Below are 24,439 nucleotides of genomic sequence, written 5' to 3'. Positions count from 1 at the left end.
GACTGTTCCTACTCGGCCGCGACCGACTGGGGGCGGGCATACTGTTCAATGAATTCGCCGTGGGCGCGGGTGGCGGCGACGGTGTCGGCCACCGCCTTGCGCATTTCGGCCAGGGCGCCTGAGAGCTGAGCGGCGTCGAAGCCGTCGACGCTGAGGTCGTAGGTCCGCGGCAGCAGGTCGAAGCCGGCATAGATCGCCAGCCAGCTGGGCGGTGCGAACATCTCCCAGCGATAGCGGACGAAGTGCCCTTGGACGCGCCACAGGTCCATCTTCTTCTGGAGGGAGTCGGGGACCGACATCTCACGGCAGTGGGTCCAGAAGCCGGTCGGGTCGTCGGTCCTCTGGTTGAGCTTGTAGTGCAGGATGATGAAGTCGCGCACGCGCTCCATCTCCAGGCGCGACATCTCGTTGAATTCCTCGACCACCGCCGGATCGAAGTCGCGGTTGGGGAACAGCGACTTGATCTTCTCGATGCCGGTCTCGATCAGGGCGATGCTGGTGCTCTCCAGCGGCTCAAGAAAGCCCGAGGCCAGGCCGAGCGCGATGCAGTTCTTGTTCCAGGCCTTCAGGCGCCGGCCCGGATGGAAGCCGATCTTGCGCGGCTCGTGCAGCAAACGTTCGTCCAGCGAACCGGTCAGCACCGCCCTCGCCTCCTCGTCGGAGGTGTGGCGGCTGGAATAGACATAGCCGTTGCCCCAGCGGTGCTGCAGCGGGATCCGCCACTGCCAGCCGGCCTCACGGGCGGTGACGTCGGTATAGGGCGGCGGATCGCCCTTGCCTTCGCTCTGCACGGCCATGGCGCTGTCGCACAGCAGCCACTGACTCCAGTCCTCGTAGCCGGTGTGCAGGGCCTCCTCGATCAGCAGGCCGCGGAAGCCCGAGCAATCGATGAACAGGTCGCCAGGGACGGTGGCCCCGGTGTCGAGCGACACGGACTCGATGAAGCCGTCCCCGGCGCGCAGATTGACCTCGACGATCTTGGCGTCGATGCGCTTGACGCCGTTCTGCTCGGCGACCTGGCGCATCAGCCGGGCGAACAGGCTGGCGTCGAAATGCAGGGCCCAGTCGAACACCGACAGGGTCGAGGGCGGATTGCGCGAGGGGGTGGTGAATTTGCCGCCGGCGGCCAGGCTGGCGCCCAGCGAGTATTCGCCGATCGGGGCGGCCTCGCCCAGGGCCCGCAGGCGCATCCAGTAGTGGTGGAACGACACGCCCTTCAGATCCTGGCCGTACAGGCCGAAGGGGTGGATGAACGAAGAGCCCGGCGTCAGCCAGTCGTTGAAGCGGATGCCCAGCTTGCAGGTGCCGCCTGTCGCCCGCAGCACGTCGATGTCGGACAGACCCATTGATTGATAAAAGCGGCGAATGGTCGGGATCGTCGCCTCGCCCACCCCGATCGTGCCGATCTCGGAGGACTCGATCAGGGTGATGTTGACCGGCGCGGCGCCGAAATGACGCCTCAGGCTGGCGGCCGCCATCCAGCCCGCCGTGCCGCCCCCGACGATGACGATGTCGCGGATACGTCCCTCGTGCGCGCTGTCCTGCATGGTCGCTCCTACCCTTGCTCGAAGCGCTTCACGGCTTCTCGTCGCGGGCTTTCAACACGCCCGTCTTGGCCTCGATGCTAGCCGCCCCGCTCAAAAAAAGAAGCCGCCGTGACAGGGGTCACGGCGGCCCGCAGGGAAGGATTAGGCTAGATCACCACTTGGCGCGGACGCCGAGGGTGTAGCGCGGTTCGAACTCGTTCTGGCTGAAGTACTGAGTCTTACCGTCGGCGAACCGCACATAGTAATTCTCGATCTCGCCGCTCACGTTCGAGCCGTTGAAGTAGACCGTGACGTTGTCACGAACGTTGTAGCTGACGTTCACGTCGACGAAGCCGGTGGCGTCCTGGAACACCGCCAGGTTATCGCCGGAGCTTCCGGTGACGCTGCTCAAACGATCGGTCCGATAGTTGTAGGCCACACGAGCCTGCCACTTGTCGTCCTGGTACCAACCCACGAGGTTGTACTGGTACTTGGAGTTGTCGGTGAACGGCAGTTTCTTGCCGTCCAGGCCGAGACGCGACTCCGAGCTGGGCGAGTAGGTGGCGTTGGCGTCGACACCGAAGTTCGAGAAGAAGCCGCCGTCGGTCAGCAGATCGCTGAACGCCAGCTTGGTGCCGGCTTCCAGACCCTTGACCGAACCGCCGTCGCCCTGGATGGGCTGGTTGACGTTCACTTCGCGCGGCGTGCCGTCCTGATCCTTGAAGGTGCCGCGGGTCGTGCCGCCGGTGACGAAGCTGTCGATCTTCAGCTTGAACACCGACAGGTTCACCATCGACGCGCCGCCGAAGTAGTACTCGACCGCGCCGTCGAAGTTCGTGGAACGCCACGGATCCAGTTGCGGGTTGCCCGATGCGCTGGCGCCCGTCACGCAGCGGCCCGGCTTGGTGCCGCAGTCGGCGGTGGCGATGCTGAGACCGCCGCCATAGTTCTGCAGATCCAGAGGCTGCATCGTCTTGGCGTAGGCGAAGCGCAGCTTCAGGTGCTCGTTGACGTCGTAGGAGGCGTTCAACGACGGCAGCCAGTCGGTGTACTTGCGGCTGGTGACGGTATCACCGACGTCCAGGTTGGTGTCGCCGTAGTTCTGGGTGTCGCCGGTCAGGTTCTGCTTCACCAGCAGGTGCGTCTGGATGACGCGAAGACCGACGTCGCCCGTCAGATTGCCGATCTCGAAGTTGGCCGAACCGTAGGCGCTCTGCTCCTTCAAGGTAACGTCATAGGTCACGCCGGGGATCTGATAGCGGACCGCCGCGCCGAACACCTTCTCCTGGAACGATTTGACGTCGTCGAAGTCATGCGGATCGACGACCCAGAAACCCGGGATGCCCTGGGTGATGGAGCCCAGATCGTCCATCCAGATGACGTTGTTGTAGGCGTCGATCTTGGTCGGACGGTTGACGGTGTAGCCTTGGAAAACCGGAGCGCCGCCGGCCGGGTTGGGCACGAATTCGCCGGCCTGGCATTGATTCTGGTCCATGACGACGTCGATGGCCTTCCACTGGGCGAAACAGCCCGCGGCCGGCACCGGCGTGCCGTTGGCCTGAACGGCCCCCGGCGTGCCGCCGTAGAACGGCGAGAACAGGTGGAAGGCTTCCACGTTGACCGTACGGTCGCTCTGGCGGACGCCGGCGTCGATCTTGGTCACGAAGCCCAGGAGCTTGTCGTCGAACTTGTAGTGTCCAGCCGCGCTGAACACGTTCATGTCCGAGTCGACCTCGTTGTTGCCTTCCGAGGAGAACGCGCCGATCGCGTAGCTGTCCTTGTTGGCCATGTAGTCCTTGAGCGTCTTGTTCGCGCCCAGGCCACCGACCAGCGGGCGGTCGAAGCCGCTCCAGATCGCCTTGTTGCCGCCGATGTTGTAGTGCAGCTGCGGATTGGCGCCGTAGCCCGCTGGGTTCGGGTTCAGGTAGCAGCCGCCGGCGCTGCCGACGACAGCGTTGCTACGCTGCGAAGCCGGATACTGGGAGCAGATGGCGGCCGGGTAGAACGGCCCCCGCGTGCGGTCGGCGGCGTTGCGGAACAGGTTGAAGCGGTCCGGAGCGTACTGCCAGTTGCTCAGGTCGCCCTGGGCTTGGCCGTTCATGCTCAGGCGGTTGCCGTTGGCCCGCACGGCCCGCACTTCGCTCGTGAACGGACCGCCGTTGTCGTACTTCAGTTCGAGGTTGTAGTTCTTGGTCTCCGACTTGGTGGTGCGGTTCACCGAGAAGCTGTTCACCCACCAGGCGTTGATGTCGTACTCGTCGACCGCCAACCACGGACGACCGTTGCCAGTGCTCTTCTGTCCGGTGTTCTCGAACACGGTCGGGGTGGTCCAGACGCCGAAGGCGCCGCCGTCCCAGCGGTTGGAGATGTTGATGCCGGCGGCGCGGTTGTATTCGTCGAGCTTGGCGTAGAAGCCCTCGGCGATCAGGGTGAAGCCTTCGCCCAGATCGGCCTCGAAGGCCACGTTGACGCCCAGGCGCTTGCGCTCGACCTCGCGGTGGAAGCTTTCGAAGCCGTGCGGCGAGATGAAGTTGTTGGCGGCCGAGCCGCCCCAGTCGTTGTTGCCCGACAGGCCGACGACGCCCGACGAGTTGTTGCCGAGGTTCGCCTCGCTTTTCGTGGCGGCGACCATCAGGCCGACGCGGTCATTGCGCCAGCTGACCAGGCCGTTGACCAGGTAGTCGTTGTCCTCGGTGCGCTCGCCGCGCTGAGCTTCCAGGCCGCCGGCGAAGTGCAGCCCTTGCTCCATCTGGAACGGACGGCGGGTGCGCAGGTCGACGGTGCCGCTGATGCCCGACAGGGCGTTGGTCGGATCGGTCGACTTGTAGACCACCACCGAGTTCATCAGTTGGGCGGGCACGTCCAGCAGGTTCGGCTGGGCCGAGCCCATGTTGCCGGCGCTGAGATACTGTTCGCCGTTCAGCAGGGTGATGACCTGGGCCAGGCCGCGAATGTTGATCGTCGCGCCTTCGCCGGCGTCACGCCGGATCTGCACGCCGGGAATGCGTTGCAGCGAGTCGGCGATGGTGGTGTCGGGCAGCTTGCCGATGTCTTCCGCCGAAATCGCGTCGACGATCGAGGCTTCGCGCCGCTTGACGTCGACCGAGCGCATCTGCGAGCCGCGGATGCCGGTGACGACGATTTCATCGACTTGAGAGGGCGCGTCCGGCGTCGCCTGGGCGTGGGCGCCCGTGGCCAGGGCCATGGACGAGGCGCCCGCCAGCAGCGCCAGGGTCATGCCCCGGGCCAACGCGGACTGGTTTCGTGGATTGGACAAGGTCTTCGCTCCCCTAATAGTTTTTATGGCCGTTCTCGACCCACGCCGATTTCGACGCGGGCTGTCTTCGCGATCGCCTGACGCTGAGCCCCCGGCCTGCCCGGCGAGCCCGCTTCAAGTGAAAGTCTTTTGGCGGCCCCTGCGCCCCTCGACGCATACGCTGGCTCACGCCGTCCCCAGCCGTGTCCACAAGATCGATAAATGTCCTGTCTGTGTCAACCAGAATGTCAACGTTGTCATTTTCGGACGCGCCTTCGCGAAAAGGCGCGCATCGACCTGCGGCGAATAGCAGCGCACATGTGGCAACATAATTATAATCATCTGATTTCACAGGATATTTTTACCACACAACGTGGACTCGCCCGGGCCGCGGGGACGGATTCCGGCAAAGTTCTCAAGCAGCTTTTGGGGCAGGTCCGAACGTTTCCCGCGAGCTGTCTCCCTCGCGGCACACTGGTTTCGCCCGACTGTTTTGTCTCAAATTGACTTGGTACCGGTCCCATTTTGTCTCAATAGGACAAAATTCTGTCCTGCCCCATGACATCGTTGTCGGGCTGGGCTATGGCTTGCGGAACGGGGCGGCGGCGATCTGCGTGAGCGAGCGAACCGCGCGACTATCAAGTGTTGGGTGCGACAAGGTCATGGCGACGATCCACGATGTGGCGCTGCGAGCGGGCGTGTCGCCGAAGACCGTCTCGCGCGTCCTGAACGACCACGAGAGCGTCACCGCCAAGACCCGCGAACGGGTTCAAGACGCCATGCGGGCCCTCGACTACCACCCCAACACCGTGGCTCGCGTCCTTCGCTCGCAATCCGCTCCGGCGGTCGGCATCCTGATGGGCGACCCCAGCGGCGGGTACCAAACCCGCGTCCACCACGCCCTGATGGTCGCCTGCCTGCAGAACGGACGCCACCTGTCGGCCGAGCTGGTCGACGGCGACATGAGCGGCTGGCAGGATCGCATCCGCGCCTTCGTGACCGAGGGCGGCGTCCGCGAAATGGTGCTGCTGCCGCCTGAATGCGACTTCGCGCCCTTGAAGGCCCTGCTGCGCGAGCACGGCGTGCGCTGCGTGCTGATCTCGCCGACCAGCCCCGACTCCCACTCGCCCAGCATCGTCATGGACGACCGCGCGGCCGCCCGTGAAGTGGTCGAGCACCTGTTCAGCCTGGGGCACGAACGAATCGGTCACATCGCCGGCCACCCCGACCACGCCGCCAGCACCCTGCGCCGCAACGGCTTCAACGAAGCCTACGCCGCCGCCGGCAAGCCGCGCCCGGACCCGGCCCTGATCGTCCCCGGCGACTTCAGCTTCAAGGGCGGCCTGGTCGGCGCCCAGACCCTGCTGGACATGGACAATCCGCCGACCGCCATCTTCGCGGCCAATGACGACATGGCCGCCGCCACCTGCATGGAGGCCCAGCGGCGGGGTCTGAAACTGCCCGACGACCTGTCGGTGGTGGGCTTCGACGACGCGCCGATCGCCGCCGCGATCTGGCCCTCCCTGACCACCATACGCCAGCCTTTCGACCAGATGACCCAGCGGGCCATCACCGCCCTCAACGCCTGGAACGCCAACGCGGCGCTCGGCAAGTCGGCGGCCACGATCCTGACCCAGCACAGCCTGGTGATCCGAGAATCCACCGGCCCGGTCCGCGCTGGCTAGATCCGCAGTCCTATCCGCGTCGGCGAACTCTCGTCCGCGCCAACAATAGAGTGGGAGGTATTATGAACCGACAGACCTGGCGGGGCCTTGCCCTGGCCCTCATGCTCGGCGCGTCCGTAAGCGCCATGGCCTCCTGCGCCCAGGCCCAGGCGCCCGCCGCGACCCCGGCCGCCCGTCCGTGGCTGGACCCCAAACTCGACGCCGACACGCGCGCCGACCTGGCGGTCAAGGCCATGACCCAGGACGAGAAGCTGACGATCATCTTCGGCTTCTTCGGCGCCGACATGGGAACCAAGTACAAGCGCGTCGCCGATGCCCTGCCCGGTTCGGCCGGCTACGTGCCGGGGATCGAGCGCCTGGGCATCCCGGCCCAGTTCCAGACCGACGCCGGCGTCGGCGTGGCCACCCAGGGCGGCGAGCCCAAGAAGCGCGAGCGCACCTCCCTGCCCTCCGGCATGGCCACCACCGCCACCTGGAACCCCGAACTGGCCCAGGCCGGCGGCGCGATGATCGGCTCCGAAGCCCGCGACTCCGGCTTCAACGTCATGCTGGCGGGCGGGATCAACCTGGTCCGCGAGCCGCGCAACGGCCGCAACTTCGAATACGGCGGCGAAGACCCCTGGCTGGCCGGCAAGATGGTCGGGGCCCAGATCAAGGGCATCCAGTCCAACGCCATCGTCTCGACCATCAAGCACTACGCCCTGAACGGCCAGGAGACCGGCCGCTTCGTGCTGGACGCCAAGATCGGCGAGGCCGACGCCCGCACCTCCGACCTGCTGGCCTTCCAGTTCGCGATCGAAGACTCCGACCCGCACTCGGTGATGTGTTCCTACAACCGGGTGAACGGCGATTACGCCTGCGAGAACCAGTTCCTGCTCAACACGGTGCTCAAGCAGGACTGGGGCTACAAGAACTACGTGATGTCCGACTGGGGCGCGGTGCACTCCGGCGCCAAGGCGATCAACGCCGGCCTCGACCAGGAGTCGGCCGGCGAGGCCTTCGACAAGCAGACCTTCTTCCGGGGTCCGCTGAAGGACGCCCTGGCCAAGGGCGAGGTCAGCCAGGCCCGGATCGACGACATGGCCCGCCGCATCCTGCGCGGCCTGTTCGCCAGCGGCGTGGTCGAAAGGCCGGTGAAGATCACGACGATTGACTACGCCGCCCACGCCAAGGTCACGCGCGCCGACGCCGAGGAAGGGGTCGTCCTGTTGAAGAACGACAAGGGGCTGCTGCCCCTGCTGGCCTCGGCCAAGAAGATCGCCGTGATCGGCGGCCACGCCGACGTGGGCGTGCTGTCGGGCGGCGGCTCCTCGCAGGTTTATCCGATCGGCGGCCGCGCGGTGACGGGCGAAGGTCCCGCCAGCTGGCCCGGTCCGATGATCTACTTCCCGTCCTCGCCCCTGAAGGCGCTGAAGGCCCGCCTGCCGGGCGCCGACATCCGCTTCAACGACGGCACGGACAAGGCCGCCGCCGCCAAGCTGGCGGCCGACAGCGACGTGGTGCTGGTGTTCGCCACCCAGTGGAACGGCGAGTCGTTCGACAGCCCGCTGACGCTGGAAAACAACCAGGACGCCCTGATCGACGCCGTCGCGACCGCCAACGCCAAGACGGTGGTGGTGCTTGAGACCGGCGGCCCGGTGCTGATGCCGTGGCTCTCCAAGGTCGGCGGCGTGGTCGAGGCCTGGTATCCGGGCTCGGAAGGCGGCGAGGCCATCGCCCGCGTGCTGACCGGCGAGGTCGACGCCTCGGGCCGCCTGCCCGTCACCTTCCCCGCGGCCCTCGGCCAGCTGCCCCGCCCGACGCTGGACGGCGACCCCAAGAAGCCCGACGACCTGTTCGCGGTCGACTACAGCATCGAAGGCGCGGCGGTCGGCTACAAGTGGTTCGACAAGGAGGGCCACCAGCCGCTGTTCGCCTTCGGCCACGGCCTGTCCTACACGACCTTCGCCTACGACAACCTCAAGGCCGAAACCAAGGACGGCGCCCTGACCATCAGCTTCGACGTCAAGAACACGGGCAAACGGACCGGCAAGGCCGTGCCCCAGGTCTATGTCTTGCCGAAGTCCGGCGGCTGGGAAGCGCCCCAGCGTCTGGCGGCCTTCAAGAAGGTCGAGCTGGCGCCCGGCGCGACCACCAAGGTAAGCCTGACCGTCGATCCCCGCCTGCTGGCCACCTGGAACGCGCAGGCCCACGGCTGGTCGGTCGCGGCCGGCGACTACACCGTCATCCTGGGCGCCTCGTCGCGCGACACGGCCGCCAAGACCGATGTCGCCGTGGCCGCCCGAACCTTGCCGGTCGGCCTGATGAAGCCCTGAACAAAGGCCGAGCAAGCCCTCGGGAGCCAATTGGTCGCAGTCGAAATTAAGGCCTGATTAACCATAAAGACCCAATTTCGACTGGTCTTTCTTGAAGACACCCCACCATCACTGACTTTCCACAGCCCGGCCGCAAGCCGGGCTGTTTTTTTGTCCGAATGCGCTTGCACCGAGTCAAATCGGCGGCTATCACCCGGCCTCTTCCTGAGGCGACCTGTTCCGCGGTAGCTCAGTGGTAGAGCAGCCGGCTGTTAACCGGCTGGTCGTAGGTTCGAATCCTACCCGCGGAGCCACCTCCGGTTTTGAGAGAAATCCGGCCCTTCGGCCGGATTTTTCGTATCCGGACTTAGGTTCGTTTCCCTCAACAGATCAAATGGTTGTCGGAAATCCACTGACAGCTCGCCGTTGGCCCACGAGCAGTTCGAGAATACGAAATTTAGAAGAGTTCGTTTTTCATCAGGACCCTTCGCCTCGAATATCCGATGCGCATCCTGGGCCAAACGCAGCAGAGCCACTCCGCTGTCCATGTAGGAATCGTCGGCTCGGTTGTGCCGTTCGATGTCCTTCATGCATCGAGCTTGCTCATCCCGCCACTGGGCGGCCATGCGATCGAAGAAGCCGCTGTCGACCGTTCCGTCCAGCTTGTCGACGTACATGGCCTCGATACGCTTTCGAAGCCTCTCGGCCTCTGCCTGAAGCCGCTGGACCGCCGCGGCGCGCTCACGCACCTCGTCGCCGAAGCTCTCCTTCAGCGCTCGTTGCACGAGCTCGAAGACCTCATCGTCGAAGCGCAGCTCAGCGAGGAGACCCGCGAACCGCTCTTCAAGGACCTCTTCACGGACATAGGGCTCGCCGCATTTTCCCTTAAATCCGGTGCAGTGGTAGTAGATGTACTTCTTCTTTTTCAGCTCGCCGACCATGGCGCAGCCGCAGTGACCGCAGGTCAGCATACCGGTGAAGGCAAAGTCGTGGCGGCTGCCCCTCACCTTGGAGGCGCTGCGATTGTCCAGGACGTCCTGAACGGCGAACCACAAGTCCTCCGAAACCAAGGCGTCATGTGAGCCCTTGTAGGTCTTCCCGAGCCATTCGAAGGCTCCCGTGTAGATCCGATTGCGCAGGATCGTATGCACGGTGCTGATCCCCACGCCCGTTCCGCTCTTGCGATAGGACAGCCCGGCTCGCCGCGCCTTGGCGGCGACTTCCTTCAGGGAAAACTGACCTGTGGCGTACCAGCCGAAGAGCCGCTCCACCAAAGGACCAAGGTGGGGATCAACAGCGATCACCTTCTTGCCGGACGCCCCCTCGACGTTAAGGTAGCCGATAGGGGCGAACGACGGCCAGAGCCCCTGCTCGGCCTTTTCGATCATGCCCTTTCGGGTCTCCTCCGACAGGTTGTCGATATAGTTCTTCGCCATCAGCACCTTGATGCCGTGCATGAACTTCTCGGACGAACGCGAATCGTTCGACAGGACGACGCCCTCCTTCACCAGATGGATTTCGACGCCGAGTTCGTCGACCGTCACCCAGTCCTTGAGGTTGCGGTAGAGGCGATCGGTCTTCTCGACGAGGAGGATCCGGACTGTCGGGTGCTTCCTGAGGAACGCCAGCATCTCGGAGAAATTCGTGCGGCCGCTTTGTTTGGCGGTCTCGACGTCGACGTGCTCTGCGACAACCGTTACGCCGTTGACGTCGGCATAGTCCTTGAGAAGCTTGAGTTGGGCGGGGATAGAGAAGCCTTCGCGCTCCTGCTCCTTGGAGGAGACGCGCGCGTAGATGACGGCGCGCTGACGGGTCGGCCGCTCCGGCTGCGGCGAACGCCAGATCCTGGATGATTTCGCCACGCGAGCGCTCCTGCACTTTTCGTTCGGGACGGACAAGGTCAGAGCGCGCGCACAGCGAGGCGCCCTCGCCTAACCAACCCGGGAATCTTACCAAAGCGCGAGTCTCAATCAATAATCGAACGCTTCCAGACGCGATATTCCGGGCCTCACCGCGCATCAAAGACAGATTATCGTGCGATGACTACTTCCTTTCATTGATGCAATTACCGCTCAAAGAACCATCGTCATTTTTAAAAATACTATCGGTTCGCGCAGGAGAGAATGCACACCCTTCTCTACTGAGAATTTGAGCGAACTCAGTCAGAGCCCCCAACATGACTCGCGCTTGATCAGGCGTGACGGGCCGTCCGCATCGGGCCTCAAACAATCGCTGGGCGTCCTTGACCAACTCCTCTGAGAACTGGCGACCTTGTCGTCCAGACGACGCCCGCCCTGGCCCGACGCCCCCCATCAGCCCGGCCCGCCGACATCGCTCTCCTCGCGGTTCCGGAGATCGGATGAGGAGGTGATCATCGGGCCGGAACGGTCGTCCGATCCCCCCTCCTTGGGCCGCATCCAGACCAGTTGGGCGGCGTCGCCCTCCTCGCGAGGGAATAGCGCCGCTGAAAGCGGTCCAGGGAGAAACGGATCGTCGAGGCTGACCCGATAGAAGACGTGGGAGCGTTGGGCGCCCCAGCGCCCCTCCCAAGCTTCGCCGATGCGAACCTGTCCCGTCATGACATGGAACGCTGGAGCGTTGTCGTTTGACCGATCGTCATTCGGCGCCAGCCGCACCTTGAGGTTCATCAGGAGGCTGCGAATCTCGCCCTCCCATCCACCATCCTTCGCTAGGCGGAAGACACCAATCACCAACCGGTTCATGACGCGCCCTTCCCGGCCATGGCCTTCGACGCCCCACGCGCCTGCGCAGCGTCTGGGGCGCCGGATCCCGGGTGCGACTTGCGAGCCTTGGCGAAATCGCGATCGCTCTCGAGGTAGCCCTCCAGCATGAAGGGGATCAGGTCGGCGACCGCGGCCGGCTCGCCGTAGGCGGCCTGGTAGGCCTGGGCATAGGCGTTCAATGCGGCGTTGAGCTCCGGCATCACGCTGATGGTCAGCCGGACTGGGTTCCTGTCGGGAAGTTTCGCGAGCTTCACGGGGCTACCTCCTTGAGTCGGGCCAGGGGCGCAGGATGAGATCTTTGTGGACGACGAGCCGTAGCGGCCACCCAGGGCGGACCTGCAGGGTCGGCTGCACGTCCAGTTGCTTGGAGACGATCTGCTGGCCGGCCTGGGCCGAGCTTTGCTGGGTGGACTGGCGAATGGCGCGAACAAGATCGCTCTCATCCCCACCGAGGCTAAGCTCGGTCCCGACGCCCAGCAGGGTCGACATCGCCACGCCCTTGAGCAGTCGCCAGGTATGAAAATCGACCTTGTCCGACAGGCCCGCATAGCCGCCCGCGTCGGTGGCCGGCAGGTTGTCCAGGACGATCGATGCGCCATTGGGCAGAATCAGCCGCTGCCAGACGACGAGCGCCCTGCTCTGCCCAAACACCACCACGCTGTCATAGCTGCCGATCAGCCTCGAACCCTGGGGGATCAAAAGAAACCGCCCACTGACGCTGTCGAACACATTCTCGGTGACCTGGGCGGTCACCAGGCCTGGCAGGTCCGAATTGAGGCCCGTGATCAGGCTGGCGGCGATCACGCTGCCGGCCATTACGGCGTAGGGCGAGGCCGGCGGCGCCAGCCGGTCGGCGCTCGGCCCAGCCGACGGCGTCCGCTCCAGGAACGCCGCCTTCTGTTGCTGACGGTTGGGATCATCGACCGAGGCTGGGGCCTCCGCGGGAAAGCCGGTAACGCCCGGCGCCGAAAGCTGGACGGGCGCGGCGGGCGCCGTGCTCGCCAGCGACGACGGCGATGCGGTCTGGATCATCACGCCGGCCTCGCGCGCCTGCTTGGTCTGCGCGGCCAGCCTTTGGCGCTCGGCCTCCGCCGCCTGCTGGGCCGCTGACCGCTCGGCCTGCTCCGCACCGCTCCCCTCACTGAGACGCCGGCGTTCCTGATCGACGACCGCATGGCCAAGATCGCCCGGCAGAGGCGGCCCAAGCATCGGGACCGTCCGCTGGGCTGTGTAGTCGCTGGGCAAGGACGCGACCGCATTGGCCGGCGCTCGGCGATCGTCCGCGGCCGGCTCCTGCGCCGGTCCGGCCAGACGGATCGCCCGAGGACTGAGCGCCAGCCAGGCGAAGGCGGTGAGACCGACCGCGCCGACGGCCGCCGCGCCGATCAGCAATCCACGCCGAAAGCGAACGACCGGGCGGGTCCTTGCCCTCAAGCGCAAGGTGTCGGCCGCAGCCTTGACGTCGGCGCCCTGTCCCGGGTCGCCGCCAGCGCTCGGGGCGTCATGGCCCTCTCCGATCATGGCCGCTGCGCCTTGGCCGGGTCGTCAGATCGGCTGATCCGCACGACTTGCTGGGGGTTCTGGCCCAGACGCAGTTCGGCGACGCCAAACAGCCGATCGACGATGTAGTGGGAGCCCCTCACCCGGTAGTTGACCAGCTGACTTTCGCCGAGCGGGCCGACGACGAACAGCGGCGGCGCCTCGCCTTGGTCGAGACGGGCGGGAAACTCGATATAGACCTTGGCGCCGTCGTCCCAGGCGCGCACCGGCCGCCAGGGCGGATTGTCGCCGCTGATGGCGTACCGGAACTGGATCGCGTCCACCGCCACGCGATCGGCGACCGGCGCGGCCGCTTCGGCCTGCGCATTCTGGAGCTTGAGCGCGATCAATCGGTCTTGAGGATAGCTCCAGGACACCGCCGCCATGGCGGTGGCGTCGGTGCTGGCCAGCGCCAGATGGTAGGCCCGACGGTCGGTGGTGATGACCATGTTGGTGGAAAGGCCCGCGGCGAAGGGCTTGACCAGGACATGGACCTGACGCGTCTCGCCCGCCCCGCTCGTGGTGTCGCCGATCACCCAGCGCACTGTGTCCCCGGCGGAGACAGCGACCAGTTGTTCCCCGGGTTCGAGCGCGACATCGCTAATCCGCTCGGGCGCCGTGTAGAGCCGATAGAGCGCCCCTTCGCTCCAGGGATAGACCTGGATGGCGTTGATGTAGCCCGCCGTGCTGGGCTCCTGGGTAGCGGCGCGATTGGCGGTATCGACCCGCGCGCGCGGCGTTCCGGCGTCGCCACGGACGCTGGGCGGCGGCAGCAGTTGGCCGGGCAAAGGCAAGGGCTTGGGAATTTCGACGATCTGGACGGGCCTGAGCGGCTCCGCTTCGACCTTCGCCGCCACGAAGCTGGCCGGGTCATACTGGATGGCCGGCGGCGGCGCCTTATCGTGAGCGCAGGCGCCCAGGGCCGTCGAACAGACGAGCGGGATGAGAATCTTGGCGATCATGGCTGGATTTCTCCCTGAGCCGAGAGGGGTGATGGGGGCGCAGGCGCGGTGGCTGGCGGCGGCGCGACGACCACGGCGGGCGGCGGGGCGAGCGTGTCCGAGGCCCTGGGCGTGGCCGCGGCGCTGTCGGCCTCCTGGGCCCAGTCGACACCATCGACGTAGAGGCCAAGGGGATTTTGCTCGAGCTGGCCCCTGGTCTTCGGCGCTTGTCGCTTGAGCGTCAGGATGGCGGTCCAGCGCTCGGTCTTGGCCAGGGCTCCGCGCTCGAAGGTCTGCTCGGTCCAGCGGACCTGAAACGAAGTCGAGGTCGCGCGCACCACGCTGGTGGGCTGGACCAGGACGGTCTTCTCGCCAAAGCCGGCCAGCGGTTCATTGGCGCGCGCGTAGCTGTCCAGGAAGGCTTGTCCGGTCTTGGTGGCGTAGTCATAGGCCTGGTTCCAACGCTGGCGGACCACCACGCCATCCGAGGACAATGAGCGGACATTGACGATGAACTGGCGCAGCTCGCGGGCGACCTGAGCATCGGAAGGCTGATAGTTCTGCTCGGCGGGACCGACCGCACGAACCTCGCCCAGCCGATCGACCTCGACGACGTAGGGGGTGATCTTGCTCTGCAAGGCCAGCATCATCACGCCGCCGGCCAAACCACAGCTGAGGGTGAGCGCTCCAAAGAACGCCAGGCGCCAGTTGTACGCCTGGACCCGGGCGGAACCGATCCGCTCGTCCCACAGTTGGCCGGCGACCTGATAGGGCGTTTCAGGGGGCGGCGTTCGCCCGTAACGCTGAGGGCTTCGCTTGAAGAGCACTACTTAGTCCTCCTGGCTGAGGTCTGGGTTGGCCGGCGCGCCGGGGCGATCGCCGTCCTTGAGGGTCTGGATGGCCGCGTGGTGACCCAGGCTCGGCGACCGGTTGACGTGAAGATCGCGAGCCCAAGGCGGGGGCATATCGCTCGCGCCAGGCGCGCCGCCGGGGCTCGGCCCGCCGGAGACCGGACTTGCGCCGCCCGTCGCCCGCCACGCGGCCGCGCGACCGCTCTGGGCGCTGGACTGAAGGGCGTCGCCGGCGCGTCCGACGACGTCGCGCATCCCCGCCATCGCCGCTCCACCCATGGCGCGACCGACGCCGCCGAGCCCGGCAGCCACGCCTTGCAGGCCTGACGCGCCGGACGTGGCCTGGCGAAGTTGATAGGCCGCGCTGGCTCCCGAGCCCAGCGCGGCGCCGGCGCGAACCGCCGCCAGGCCGCCGGCCCCGGCGATCCCCGCCGCCTTGGCGCCGAGCATCGCCGCGCCGCCACCGAGCATGGCCGCGCCAGCGGCGGCGCCAACCGCCGCGCCCGCGCCAAGCTGCGGCGCACCAGACACCAGGCCCGCGGCGATCCCTGGCCCAAAGATCGAAAGGCCCGCGAGCGTCAGAGCGCTCAGCAGCAGCGTCATGGCCGCTGATAGGTCGGGATCGGGCCCAAGGGTCGACAGGAAGGTGTCGAAAAAGGTGTTGCCGATGCCGACGATCACCGCCAGCACCATGACTTTCACGCCGCTGGAGATGACGTTGCCCAGCACGCGCTCGGCCAGGAAGCTGGACTTGTTCCAGAAGGCGAACGGCACCAGCGCAAACCCGGCCAGGCTCGTCAGCTTGAACTCCAGAACCGTGACCAGCATCTGGATCGACATGACGAAGAAGGCCAGCACCACCAACACCCAGGCCAGCAGCAGGATGAAGATGGTCAGGGCGTTGGCGAAGAACTCCGGAAAGCCCATCAGGTCGCTGGCCTTGTCGATCAGCGGATGGGCGGCGGTGAAGCCGACCCCGGCCAGCTTTCCGGGCCGAAGCAGGTCCGCAGTCGAGATGCCGCCCCCGCCGGCCGTGACGCCAAGATCGGCGAACGAGCGGAAGATGATCCCGCTGAGCGAGGCGAAGTTGTTCAGGATGAAAACGAAGGCGCCGACATAGAGCACCTTCTTGATCAGGCGACCCAGGATGTTGTCGTCGCCTTCCAGGGTCCACCAGAGCGCCGCCAGGGTGACGTCCAGCGCGATCAGGATCGAGGAAAGGTTACGGACCTTGGGACCGAGAAGGCCAAAGCCGCTGTCGATCAGGGCGGCATAGGCCGCCATCATGCGGTCGATGATGTTGAGATCGGGCGCGACGTCCACGGGAGCGGCCTTTGGCTAAAGCGTTGCGGCGGGGCTAATGGGGCGAGTAGGCCAAGGCCGAGCCGATGAACTGGCGGGTGGCCAGTCGCCCAGCGTCCAGCACTTGGGCCTGGCGCGCCCGTTCGAGCGCGTCGGCCCGGGCCTGGGCGGCGATCAGGGTCTGCAGTTGCTGGTCCTGCTTGATGGCCAGAGCCTGCAGCTGGTTGGCCGCCTGTTGCGCCTGCAGCTGCCCGCTCGCGGCCTGGCTCCGGCCGATCAAGGCGCTGATCAGGTCGCCGTCGGCCTGGACGTTCTGGACGACCTGAGCCTGGATTTTGAGCGATTTTCGGTAGCCGTCCATCGCCAGTCGCGCCTGGGTGCGGGCCAGGTCGGCCCGCTGGCGGGTGGTGGCGCCCGCGTCCAGCGTCGATGGAAAGGCGGTGTCCAACACCGACTGCGTGGACGTCAGGTCGAACGCCATGCCTTCGGACCGAGCCATCAGGGCGTCGATCCTCTGCAGATTGGACTTGATGGCGTCGAGCGAGCTGTAGTCGAGAGACTTCAACTGACGGGCCATGTTCTGCAGCATGGCCGCCTGGTTTTGCAGGGCCTGGATCTGGCCATTGACCTGCTGCAGGGCGCGCGCCGCCGCCAACGCGTTCTGGGTGTAGTTGGCCGGATCGAAAACCGTAATCTGGGCGGCGGCCGGCGAGACCGAAGCCGTCAGGGGCGCGACAACAAGAGCGGCGACGCAGACACACGTCGCCAAGGGACGCCGGGTCATGGCGCGGACTCCTTGTGGGTTTGAGGGGGGACGAAATCGGCGATCAGCGACGCGGCCCAAGGCAGGCCGCGAGCGGCGAGGAAGCCCGCCGCGAAGTCGGCCTGGCCATGATCGGCGAGCACCTTGTCGATCAGGGTCTGGACCGCGGGATCCGAAGCGCCGCACAGGGCCAGCGCCACGGGGCCAAGGCCGAGCTCGAACAGGCGGTTGCCTAGGCGGGACTGCAAATAGTAGTGGCGCTTGGGGGTGGCCCGGGCGATCAGCTCGATCTGCCGGTCGTTGAGCCCAAAGCCGGCATAGGCCTTGCGCGACAGCGGCTCGATCGCCCGGTCGTTGGCCAGGAATACACGTTGCGGGCAGCCGTCGATGATGGCCGGCGCGATGGGGCTGTCGGTGATGTCGGCCAGCGACTGGGTGGCGAAGACCACCGCGACATTGCGTTTGCGCAGATCCTTGAGCCATTCGCGGATCCGGGCGGCGAACAACGGGGTGTCGAGGAACTTCCAGGCCTCGTCGAGCACCAGCAGGGTCGGGCGGCCATCGAACCGCGCCTCCAGGCGATGGAAGAGATAGGTCAGGACCGGTGCGACCACCGAAGGCGTCTTGATCAGCGTCTCGGTCTCGAAGCACTGGACGTCGCTGAGATCCAGGCCGTCTTCCGCCGCATCCAGCAGGCGCCCAAACGGCCCGTCCAGCGTGTAGGGCGCAAGGGCCGCCTTCAGGGCGTTGGACTGCAGGAGCATCGAGAGCCCTGTCAGGGTCCGTTCGGCGGCCGGGGCGCTGGCCAGGCTCCCCAGGGCCGACCACAGCGCCTCCTTGGTCTGGGGCGTGACCACCAGGTTCTCGCCGGCCAGCAGATCGCCCAGCCAGTCGATGGCCCAGGCGCGCTCGCCCGGCTGGTCGATGCGCCGAAGAGGCTGGAAGGCCAGGCCCGCGTCGGCCGCCAGGCCGTGATGGCGACCGCCCATGGCCAGCACCGCCGCGCGCGAGGAAAAGCGCTTGTCGAACACATAGACCTGGGCCTCGTCGTAGCGCCGAAACTGCAGCGCCAGCAGCGCCAGCAGCACCGACTTGCCCGCGCCGGTCGGGCCGGCGAGCAGTTGGTGACCGACGTCGTCGACATGGGTCGCATAGCGAAAGGGCGTGGAGCCGCTGGTGACGGCGTAGAAGGTCGCCGGTCCCTTCAGGTGCGGATTGCCCGCCTGCCCGGCCCACACCGCCGACAACGGCATCAGGTGGGCCAGGTTCAGGGTGTGAACCAGCGGCTGGCGGACATTGGCGTAGACCTGACCGGGGAGCGATCCGAGCCAGGACTCCACCGCGTTGACCTGCTCGCGAATGCAGGTGAACCCGAGCCCGCCCAGGACGCGTTCGACCTGACGAACCTTCTCCTCGGCCGCGTCGCGATCGGCGTCGACCACGGTGATGGTGGTGGTCAGGAAGCCGAAGGCGACGTGGTCGCCGCCCAGTTCCTGCAGCGCCAGGTCCGCGTCGGCCAACTGGTTGTCGGCGTCGCTGTCGGTCAGCGGCGCGGGCTCGTTGCTGATGACCTCGCGCAGGATCTGCACGACCGACTTGCGCTTGTTGAACCATTGGCGGCGGATCCGCCCCAGGGCCTTGGCGGCCGCGGGCTTGTCCAAGGCGATGAACCGCGTGGACCAGCGATAGGCGAACCCTTGATGATTGAGGGCGTCCAGCAGCCCTGGCCGCGTGGTGTTTGGAAAGCCCAGCACCGTCAGCGTGCGCAGGCGCCGCTCGCCCAAACGGGGCTCCATGCCGCCGCTCAGCGGCGTGTCGACCAGAAGACCGTCCAGGTACATCGGCGTTGGCGGCACGGCGACGCGATGGCGCTTGGCCGACACCGCCGCGTGCAGGAAGGTCAGGGTTTCGACATCATCGAGCGGCCGGATCTGCGGCATGAAGCCGGCCAGCAGATCGAGGATCCGATCGGTCTGGGCGACGAAGGCCGCAAGCTCCTGGCGCCAGTCTCGCCCCGTCTGGCCGGTTTCACGCTCGATCAGCATCCGCTCGGCCCGGCTGACCTGGTCGGCGGGCGGCAGGTAGAAGAAGGTCAGGTGACAGCGGCTCTCGAAGAGCTCGCCCCGGCGGCCGTCGAAACCGCCACGCCGCTCCTCGTCGACCAGCCAGGACGCAGCATCGGGAAAGGCGCTGTCGGGGTAGCCCAGGGCCGGCGCGCGCTCGGCGTCGAAGAACAGGGCCCATCCGCTGCCCAGTCTGCGCAAGGCGTTGTTGGCCCGCGCGCAGACGGCGACGAGTTCGGCGTCCGTCGCGCTTTCCAGGTCGGGGCCACGAAAGCGGAAGGTCCGCTGGAAGCCGCCGTCCTTGTTGAGCACGACGCCAGGAGCGACCAGGGCGGCCCAGGGGACGTGGTCGGCCAGGCGGTCGGCGCTGTCGCGATATTCGCGCAGGTTCAGCATCGCAGCCACCCCTTCTGGCGAAGGTGACGCATCAGGACCGGGGCGAACTGCGGGTCCCGCTTGGCGGCGAACACCGCCAGGCTATGGCCGATCACCCACACCACCAGCCCGGGGATCCATTGCTGGAGGCCAAGGCCAAGCGCCCCGGCCAGGGTGCCGTTGAGGATGGCGATCGCCCGGGGCGCGCCGCCCAGGAGGATCGGCGCGGTCAGCGCCCGATGCAGCGGGATGTCGAAACCGGCGACACCGGAGCCGGGCGTCCCGACATTCGAAGGGGTGGCTGGACCCGTCACGCGACCAGCGCTCCGCCGCCGAAGCTGAAGAACGACAGGAAGAAGCTGGAGGCCGCGAACGCGATGCTGAGCCCAAAGACGATCTGGATCAGCTTGCGAAAGCCGCCCGAGGTCTCGCCAAACGCCAGGGCGAGGCCGGTGCTGATGATCACAAGCACCGCGACGATCTTGGCGACAGGCCCCTGGACGGACTCCAGCACCTGCTGGAGAGGCTCCTCCCAGGGCATGCCGGATCCGGCCGCCTGGGCCTGGACGCTGACCAGCAAGGTCAGGGTGAGGGTGAGAAGCAGCGGGCGCAGGTCGCGCGGCGCGCATGAAGTCGCGCGGTCATTCATTTTATTTCTCCGTGCCTTAGAGCTTTGAGCTGAGGAGGGTCGAGATCGGCGACGACGTAGTCGCCGGCGGAGTCGAGGCCCGTGACCCGGGCGAGGCTCTCGACACGTCGGCCGGTTCCCCGACCACGTATGAAGACCAGGAGATCGACCGCCTCGGCGATAAGCCGGCGCGGCACGGCCATGACGCTCTCCTGGACGAGTTGCTCCAGCCGATAGAGGGCCGAGCGCGCCGAATTGGCGTGGATCGTCGACAGGCCGCCCGGGTGGCCGGTGTTCCAGGCCTTGAGAAGATCGAGCGCCTCGCCGCCGCGCACCTCGCCCACGACGATTCGGTCAGGCCGCAATCTCAGGGTCGAGCGCACCAGATCGGCCATGCTGACGACGCCGGGCCGTGTGCGCAGCGCCACGCAATCGGGCGCGGCGCATTGCAGCTCGGGCACGTCCTGCAAGATGACGACCCGCTCGTCCTGGCGCGCGATCTCCGCCAACAAGGCATTGGCCAGGGTCGTCTTGCCCGCCGAGGTCGCGCCAACGATCACGATGTTGAGGCGGTCGACGATCGCCTGACGAAGGAGGTCGGCCTGGACCGGGGCCAGGACCCCGTCGGCCACATAGTCGTCCAGGGTGTGGATCCGGCTCGCCGGCTTCCTGATCGAAAAGCACGGACCGGCCGACACCGGCGGCAGGACGCCTTCGAAGCGCTCGCCCGTCAGCGCGCCGTCGCGGGGCGGCAGGTCGCCGCTGACGATCGGGGCGCCGGCGTGGACTTCGGCGCGGACGTGGCTGGCGACCAGGCGGATGATCCGCTCGACCTCGGCCGGGGCCAGCACCACCCCGGTGTCGACCCGGCCCTCGCCCAGCCGGTCCAGACGCAGGGCGCCGTCGGGATTGACCATCACCTCGACGACGGCCGGATCGACCAGGGCCGCCTGGATGGCCGGCCCCATGGCGGTGCGCAGCATGGTGCGGCGGCGCTCGAAGGTCTCGGGCTGAATGAGGCTCATCGCGCGCCCTCCCCGTCCCCGTCGACGTCCAGGGTCGCGTGGCCGCTGGCCAGCTGCCGGCCGACCTGGTCGACAAAGCGCTGGAAGCGCTCGCGTCCCACGGCCTGGGCGGCCTTGTCGGCCTCGGGCAGCGGCGCGGTGACGGTCAGTTGGTAGCGGACGAACAAGGCCAGGCTCTCGAGCAGGACCTTCTGGTCGCGCTCGAGCCGGTTCAGTTGGCGGCTCATCCGGTCCAGCCGCACCTTGAACAGCGTGTCCATCTCGCTGGCCGCGCGACGGTCCAGATAGGCGCGCAGGGCGTCGGCCACGATCGCCGACTTGGAGGTTCCCGGCTTGCCGCCCAGGCGGTCGAGCGCCTCGGTCAGGGCGTCGTCGAGATAAAGGTGATGGCGGGGCTTCATGTCGCCGCCCCCTCAAAAAGCCGGCAGCAGGTCGTCGTCGTCACGACCGGCTCCTTCATTCATGGCGTGGGCGCGGGCGATCGGTTGGCCGGCGCGGGCCATGGCCTGGCGATCGGCGACCGCGTCGCTGTCGTCGTCGGCCAGCCCCAAACCGAGCTCCGTCTCGTCGGCCGCGGGACGGGCGACGACCTCATCGAACAGGCCTGGATGACGCTCCTGCTGCAGGCCGCCCTCGACCGCGGCATCCAGATCGTCCTCGGCCTCGGTCCCCAGACCCGCGTGGAGTCCGCGCACCTGACCGCCCCAGTCGTCGCCGCGGGCCGGCGGGCGATCGCCATAGGGGCCGTCAGTCAAGGCGGGCGGCGGCGCGAGGCGGGCGGTGAAGTTGTGGTCCTCGTAATAGCGCAGCTTCTTGGCGCGGATGGGCGCCAGGCCCGACACCAGCACCAGGGCCTCATTGGGCGGCAGCTGCATCACTTCACCGGGCGTCAGCAGCGGCCGGGCGGTTTCCTGGCGGCTGACCATGACGTGGCTGAGCCAGGGCGACAGGCGATGGCCGGCGTAGTTGCGCTGGGCCCGCAGCTCGGTGGCCGTGCCCAGCGCGTCCGAGATCCGCTTGGCGGTGCGCTCGTCGTTGGAGGAGAACGCGACGCGGACATGGCAATTGTCCAGGATGGCGTTGTTCTCGCCGTAGGCCTTGGAGATCTGGTTGAGCGACTGGGCGATCAGATAGGCGCGGATGCCGTAGCCGGCCATGAAGGCCAGGGCGGTCTCGAAGAAGTCCAGCCGTCCCAGGGCCGGAAACTCGTCCAGCATCATCAGCAGCTGATGCTTGCGGCTCTTCTTGGGATCGCCTTCCAGCCGCTCGGTCAGACGCCGGCCGATCTGGTTGAGCACCAGTCGCACCAGAGGCTTGGTGCGAGAGATGTCGGACGGCGGAATGACCAGGTAGAGGGTGACCGGCGATGGCGCGTCGACCAGGTCGGCGATGCGCCAGTCGCAGGCGCTGGTGGTCAAGGCCACGGTGGGATCGCGATAGAGCCCCAGGAACGACATGGCGGTGGAGAGCACGCCGCTGCGTTCGTTTTCCGACTTGTTGAGGACCTCGCGCGCCGCGCTGGCCACCACGGGATGGACCTGGGGCGCGTCCGGCGTGCCCAGGTGATTGGTGGCCATCATCCGCCGCAGGGTATGGGCGAAAGAGCGCTGGGGATCGGACAGGAAGGTGGCGACCCGGGCGAGGGTCTTTTCCTCCTCGGCGTACAGGACATGGAGGATCGCCCCGACCAGCAGACTGTGGCTGGTTTTCTCCCAGTGCGACCGGCGCTCCAAAGCCCCTTCGGGGTCTACGAGCACGTCGGCGATGTTCTGAACGTCGCGGACCTCGTCTGGCCCTTTGCGCACTTCCAGCAATGGATTGTAGCGGGCCGAGCGGGCGTCGGTCGGGTTGAACAGCAGGCAGTGGGAGAAGCGGGCCCGCCAACCGGCCGTCAGGGTCCAGTTCTCACCCTTGATGTCGTGGACGACGGCGCTGCCGGTCCAGGACAGCAGGCTTGGGACCACCAGGCCCACGCCCTTGCCCGACCGGGTCGGCGCGAAGGCCATGACGTGCTCGGGCCCGGAATGTCGCAGATAGCGCCGTCCCAGCCGGCCAAGAAACACGCCCTGGTCATGGAAGAGGCCCGCGGCGGCGGCCTCGCGGGGCGTGGCCCAGCGTGAAGAGCCGTAGGTGGTGACCTGTCCCGCCTGCCGAGCCCGCCAGAGCGAGCCGGCGATGGCGCACGCGCAGCCGAGGAAGCCGCTGGCGCCGGCCAGGATCCCGGCCTTGTTGAACACGGCCGGCGCGTAGGCCTCGTAGTGATACCACCAGTCGAACAGCTGCCAGGGGCGATAGATCGGCAGCCCCAGCGGCGCCGCCCAGGGCGCGCCCAACGGGGCCTGATAGCCGAGCATGGCCGCGGCCCACTGGGTCGAGGCCCACACGCCCAGGATCATGATCGCGAAGACCGCGAGAATCTGACCGATGAGGAGCTTTGTGGGCGTCATGCGCCTGATCCCGGCGCCTTCGCGGCAGGGGCGCGGCGAGGCCAGGCCAGACTCCGGCCAGATGCCAAAACCGCTTAGGGCGTCTGTGCCCGGTCAAGCCCGCGCAAGGCGCCGTCCTTCCCGCTCGCCCGCGCGGCGGCGGCGTCGCCCAAGGTCAATCAGACCGTGACGCTAGTCGCGCTGGGGCGGCCACCGGCGAGCGGCGTGCAGCAGCGTCAGGATCCACACGGTCTGACCGTCCACCTCGTAGATCAGCCGATAGGACTCATGCGGAAAGAGTTCGCGCGTGCCGGCGACGAGACCGGGCCGCCCGCGTAGCGGAAACGCCGCGAGCGAAGCGGCGGCGTCGGAAAAGAGCTGGTCCATGCGCAAGGCCGCCCGCGGATTTTCGGCGGCGAAGTAGTCCATGATTTCGAGACGATCGAGCCGCGCCGTCGCTGTCCAGCGGACGTTCACGCCTTGGCCTCAGCCGCCTTTCCCAGGAGCGCGGCCCGACGCGCCGCGAACTCGGTCTCGATCTCGTCATTGGTGAATCCCAGACCCGCGGCGCGATCGCGGCGTCCGGCTTCGACCTTGCCTCTGACGAAGGCGTCGTGCTCGCGGTCGTCACGCTGGCGCTGGATGAAATCACGCATCATGTCGCGGACGATCTGGGACGCCGGTCGATGGGCCGCCTGGGCTTCGGCTAGGAAGGCGTCTCGCAGCTGAGGCTCCAGCTTGAGCGTGAATACCGCATCCTTGCTCATCGGCGCTCTCCTTGACCGTACTGATAACGTATATACGATGTCCACACCCGGCAAGCCCGCTGGCGACGCCCGGCTTTGCCAACCGCCTTGCTTCCAGGCACAATGGCCTCATGGCCTTCCAGATTCTTCCGCCCTCGCGCTCGATCCGGCTCCAGCGCCGCGCGGCGTTTTGGGCCTGGGCGGGCGCCTTGGGCCTGATGGTCGCCGGCGTCGCCGTCGCGATCCACCAACTGCGCTGATCCGCGCCCGCAGGG

Annotated in this window: 21 protein-coding genes and 1 tRNA gene; 4 read left to right on the top strand and 18 right to left on the bottom strand. The window is 67.0% G+C overall.

All coding sequences use genetic code 11. From position 1 onward, the window contains the following. Positions 1-8: 8 nt before the first annotated feature. Together ASD21_RS21580 and ASD21_RS21575 are read right to left on the bottom strand one after the other, a co-directional pair. On the bottom strand, positions 9-1,547 hold the full coding sequence (locus tag ASD21_RS21580) for a tryptophan halogenase family protein (protein ID WP_056446442.1): 1,539 nt from the start codon (positions 1,545-1,547) through the stop codon (positions 9-11). Positions 1,548-1,698: 151 nt separating this feature from the next. Further along, positions 1,699-4,764, bottom strand: a complete 3,066-nt coding sequence (locus ASD21_RS21575) for a TonB-dependent receptor (protein ID WP_056446439.1) — start codon at positions 4,762-4,764, stop codon at positions 1,699-1,701. 680 nt (positions 4,765-5,444) lie between these two features. Here ASD21_RS21575 and ASD21_RS21570 point away from each other — a divergent pair. The 3 genes from ASD21_RS21570 to ASD21_RS21560 all read left to right on the top strand — a co-directional run bounded on the left by ASD21_RS21570 (position 5,445) and on the right by ASD21_RS21560 (position 9,075). Then, the gene (locus tag ASD21_RS21570) at positions 5,445-6,467 is read left to right on the top strand and encodes a LacI family DNA-binding transcriptional regulator (RefSeq protein ID WP_056446436.1); all 1,023 of its coding nucleotides are present in this window, start codon (positions 5,445-5,447) and stop codon (positions 6,465-6,467) included. Between the two features lie 62 nt (positions 6,468-6,529). Beyond that, positions 6,530-8,782 carry a beta-glucosidase gene (locus ASD21_RS21565; protein ID WP_056446433.1) on the top strand — a complete coding sequence of 751 codons (2,253 nt, stop codon included), beginning with the start codon at positions 6,530-6,532 and terminating at the stop codon, positions 8,780-8,782. Between the two features lie 218 nt (positions 8,783-9,000). Continuing rightward, positions 9,001-9,075 (top strand) — tRNA-Asn (locus tag ASD21_RS21560). Here the strand turns inward: ASD21_RS21560 and ASD21_RS23665 are convergent. The 16 genes from ASD21_RS23665 to ASD21_RS21475 all read right to left on the bottom strand — a co-directional run bounded on the left by ASD21_RS23665 (position 9,061) and on the right by ASD21_RS21475 (position 24,185). Beyond that, on the bottom strand, positions 9,061-10,623 hold the full coding sequence (locus tag ASD21_RS23665) for a recombinase family protein (RefSeq protein WP_235524941.1): 1,563 nt from the start codon (positions 10,621-10,623) through the stop codon (positions 9,061-9,063). The two genes, ASD21_RS21560 and ASD21_RS23665, sit on opposite strands and share 15 nt — an antisense overlap. Before the next feature lie 450 nt (positions 10,624-11,073). Beyond that, a complete protein-coding gene (locus ASD21_RS21545) occupies positions 11,074-11,484 on the bottom strand; it encodes a DUF736 domain-containing protein (RefSeq protein ID WP_082554899.1) in 411 nt (136 codons plus the stop codon). Then, the gene (locus ASD21_RS21540) at positions 11,481-11,759 is read right to left on the bottom strand and encodes a DUF2274 domain-containing protein (protein ID WP_056446424.1); all 279 of its coding nucleotides are present in this window, start codon (positions 11,757-11,759) and stop codon (positions 11,481-11,483) included. The genes ASD21_RS21545 and ASD21_RS21540 overlap by 4 nt, the downstream gene beginning before the upstream one ends. Before the next feature lie 4 nt (positions 11,760-11,763). Next, positions 11,764-13,026, bottom strand: coding sequence for a TrbI/VirB10 family protein (locus ASD21_RS21535; RefSeq protein WP_082554898.1), 1,263 nt, complete (start codon positions 13,024-13,026; stop codon positions 11,764-11,766). Further along, positions 13,023-14,006 carry a P-type conjugative transfer protein TrbG gene (gene trbG, locus ASD21_RS21530; protein WP_056446421.1) on the bottom strand — a complete coding sequence of 328 codons (984 nt, stop codon included), beginning with the start codon at positions 14,004-14,006 and terminating at the stop codon, positions 13,023-13,025. The genes ASD21_RS21535 and trbG overlap by 4 nt, the downstream gene beginning before the upstream one ends. After that, positions 14,003-14,812, bottom strand: coding sequence for a conjugal transfer protein TrbF (gene trbF, locus ASD21_RS21525; protein WP_056446419.1), 810 nt, complete (start codon positions 14,810-14,812; stop codon positions 14,003-14,005). The genes trbG and trbF overlap by 4 nt, the downstream gene beginning before the upstream one ends. Before the next feature lie 3 nt (positions 14,813-14,815). Then, on the bottom strand, positions 14,816-16,159 hold the full coding sequence (gene trbL / locus ASD21_RS21520; protein ID WP_082554897.1) for a P-type conjugative transfer protein TrbL: 1,344 nt from the start codon (positions 16,157-16,159) through the stop codon (positions 14,816-14,818). A gap of 34 nt (positions 16,160-16,193) precedes the next feature. Further along, positions 16,194-16,922: a P-type conjugative transfer protein TrbJ gene (gene trbJ / locus ASD21_RS21515; RefSeq protein WP_056446416.1), complete on the bottom strand. Its 729-nt coding sequence runs from the start codon at positions 16,920-16,922 to the stop codon at positions 16,194-16,196. Next, complete coding sequence (trbE, locus tag ASD21_RS21510) at positions 16,919-19,360, bottom strand: conjugal transfer protein TrbE (protein ID WP_056446413.1); 2,442 nt, start codon at positions 19,358-19,360, stop codon at positions 16,919-16,921. The genes trbJ and trbE overlap by 4 nt, the downstream gene beginning before the upstream one ends. Next, on the bottom strand, positions 19,354-19,653 hold the full coding sequence (locus ASD21_RS21505; protein ID WP_056446410.1) for a VirB3 family type IV secretion system protein: 300 nt from the start codon (positions 19,651-19,653) through the stop codon (positions 19,354-19,356). The genes trbE and ASD21_RS21505 overlap by 7 nt, the downstream gene beginning before the upstream one ends. Next, positions 19,650-19,988 (bottom strand): TrbC/VirB2 family protein, encoded by a 339-nt coding sequence (locus ASD21_RS21500; protein WP_082554896.1) that lies wholly within the window; start codon positions 19,986-19,988, stop codon positions 19,650-19,652. The genes ASD21_RS21505 and ASD21_RS21500 overlap by 4 nt, the downstream gene beginning before the upstream one ends. Continuing rightward, positions 19,985-20,992, bottom strand: a complete 1,008-nt coding sequence (gene trbB, locus ASD21_RS21495; RefSeq protein ID WP_056446407.1) for a P-type conjugative transfer ATPase TrbB — start codon at positions 20,990-20,992, stop codon at positions 19,985-19,987. Before trbB ends, ASD21_RS21500 begins: the two co-directional genes overlap by 4 nt. Next, positions 20,989-21,393 carry a CopG family transcriptional regulator gene (locus ASD21_RS21490; RefSeq protein WP_056446404.1) on the bottom strand — a complete coding sequence of 135 codons (405 nt, stop codon included), beginning with the start codon at positions 21,391-21,393 and terminating at the stop codon, positions 20,989-20,991. The genes trbB and ASD21_RS21490 overlap by 4 nt, the downstream gene beginning before the upstream one ends. Before the next feature lie 12 nt (positions 21,394-21,405). Next, the gene (locus tag ASD21_RS21485) at positions 21,406-23,439 is read right to left on the bottom strand and encodes a conjugal transfer protein TraG (protein WP_056446401.1); all 2,034 of its coding nucleotides are present in this window, start codon (positions 23,437-23,439) and stop codon (positions 21,406-21,408) included. Positions 23,440-23,610: 171 nt separating this feature from the next. Continuing rightward, the gene (locus ASD21_RS21480; RefSeq protein WP_056446400.1) at positions 23,611-23,895 is read right to left on the bottom strand and encodes a type II toxin-antitoxin system RelE/ParE family toxin; all 285 of its coding nucleotides are present in this window, start codon (positions 23,893-23,895) and stop codon (positions 23,611-23,613) included. Further along, positions 23,892-24,185 (bottom strand): hypothetical protein, encoded by a 294-nt coding sequence (locus ASD21_RS21475; protein WP_056446397.1) that lies wholly within the window; start codon positions 24,183-24,185, stop codon positions 23,892-23,894. Before ASD21_RS21475 ends, ASD21_RS21480 begins: the two co-directional genes overlap by 4 nt. 110 nt (positions 24,186-24,295) lie before the next feature. Here ASD21_RS21475 and ASD21_RS25105 point away from each other — a divergent pair, with 110 nt between their 5' ends. Next, on the top strand, positions 24,296-24,424 hold the full coding sequence (locus ASD21_RS25105; protein WP_268761086.1) for a hypothetical protein: 129 nt from the start codon (positions 24,296-24,298) through the stop codon (positions 24,422-24,424). The last annotated feature ends 15 nt before the right edge of the window (positions 24,425-24,439 follow it).

The organism is Caulobacter sp. Root1455 (assembly GCF_001426905.1).
Classification (GTDB): domain Bacteria; phylum Pseudomonadota; class Alphaproteobacteria; order Caulobacterales; family Caulobacteraceae; genus Caulobacter.
Note: the sequence above shows the minus strand (reverse complement) of the source record. Positions and strands in the feature narration are given on the sequence as shown.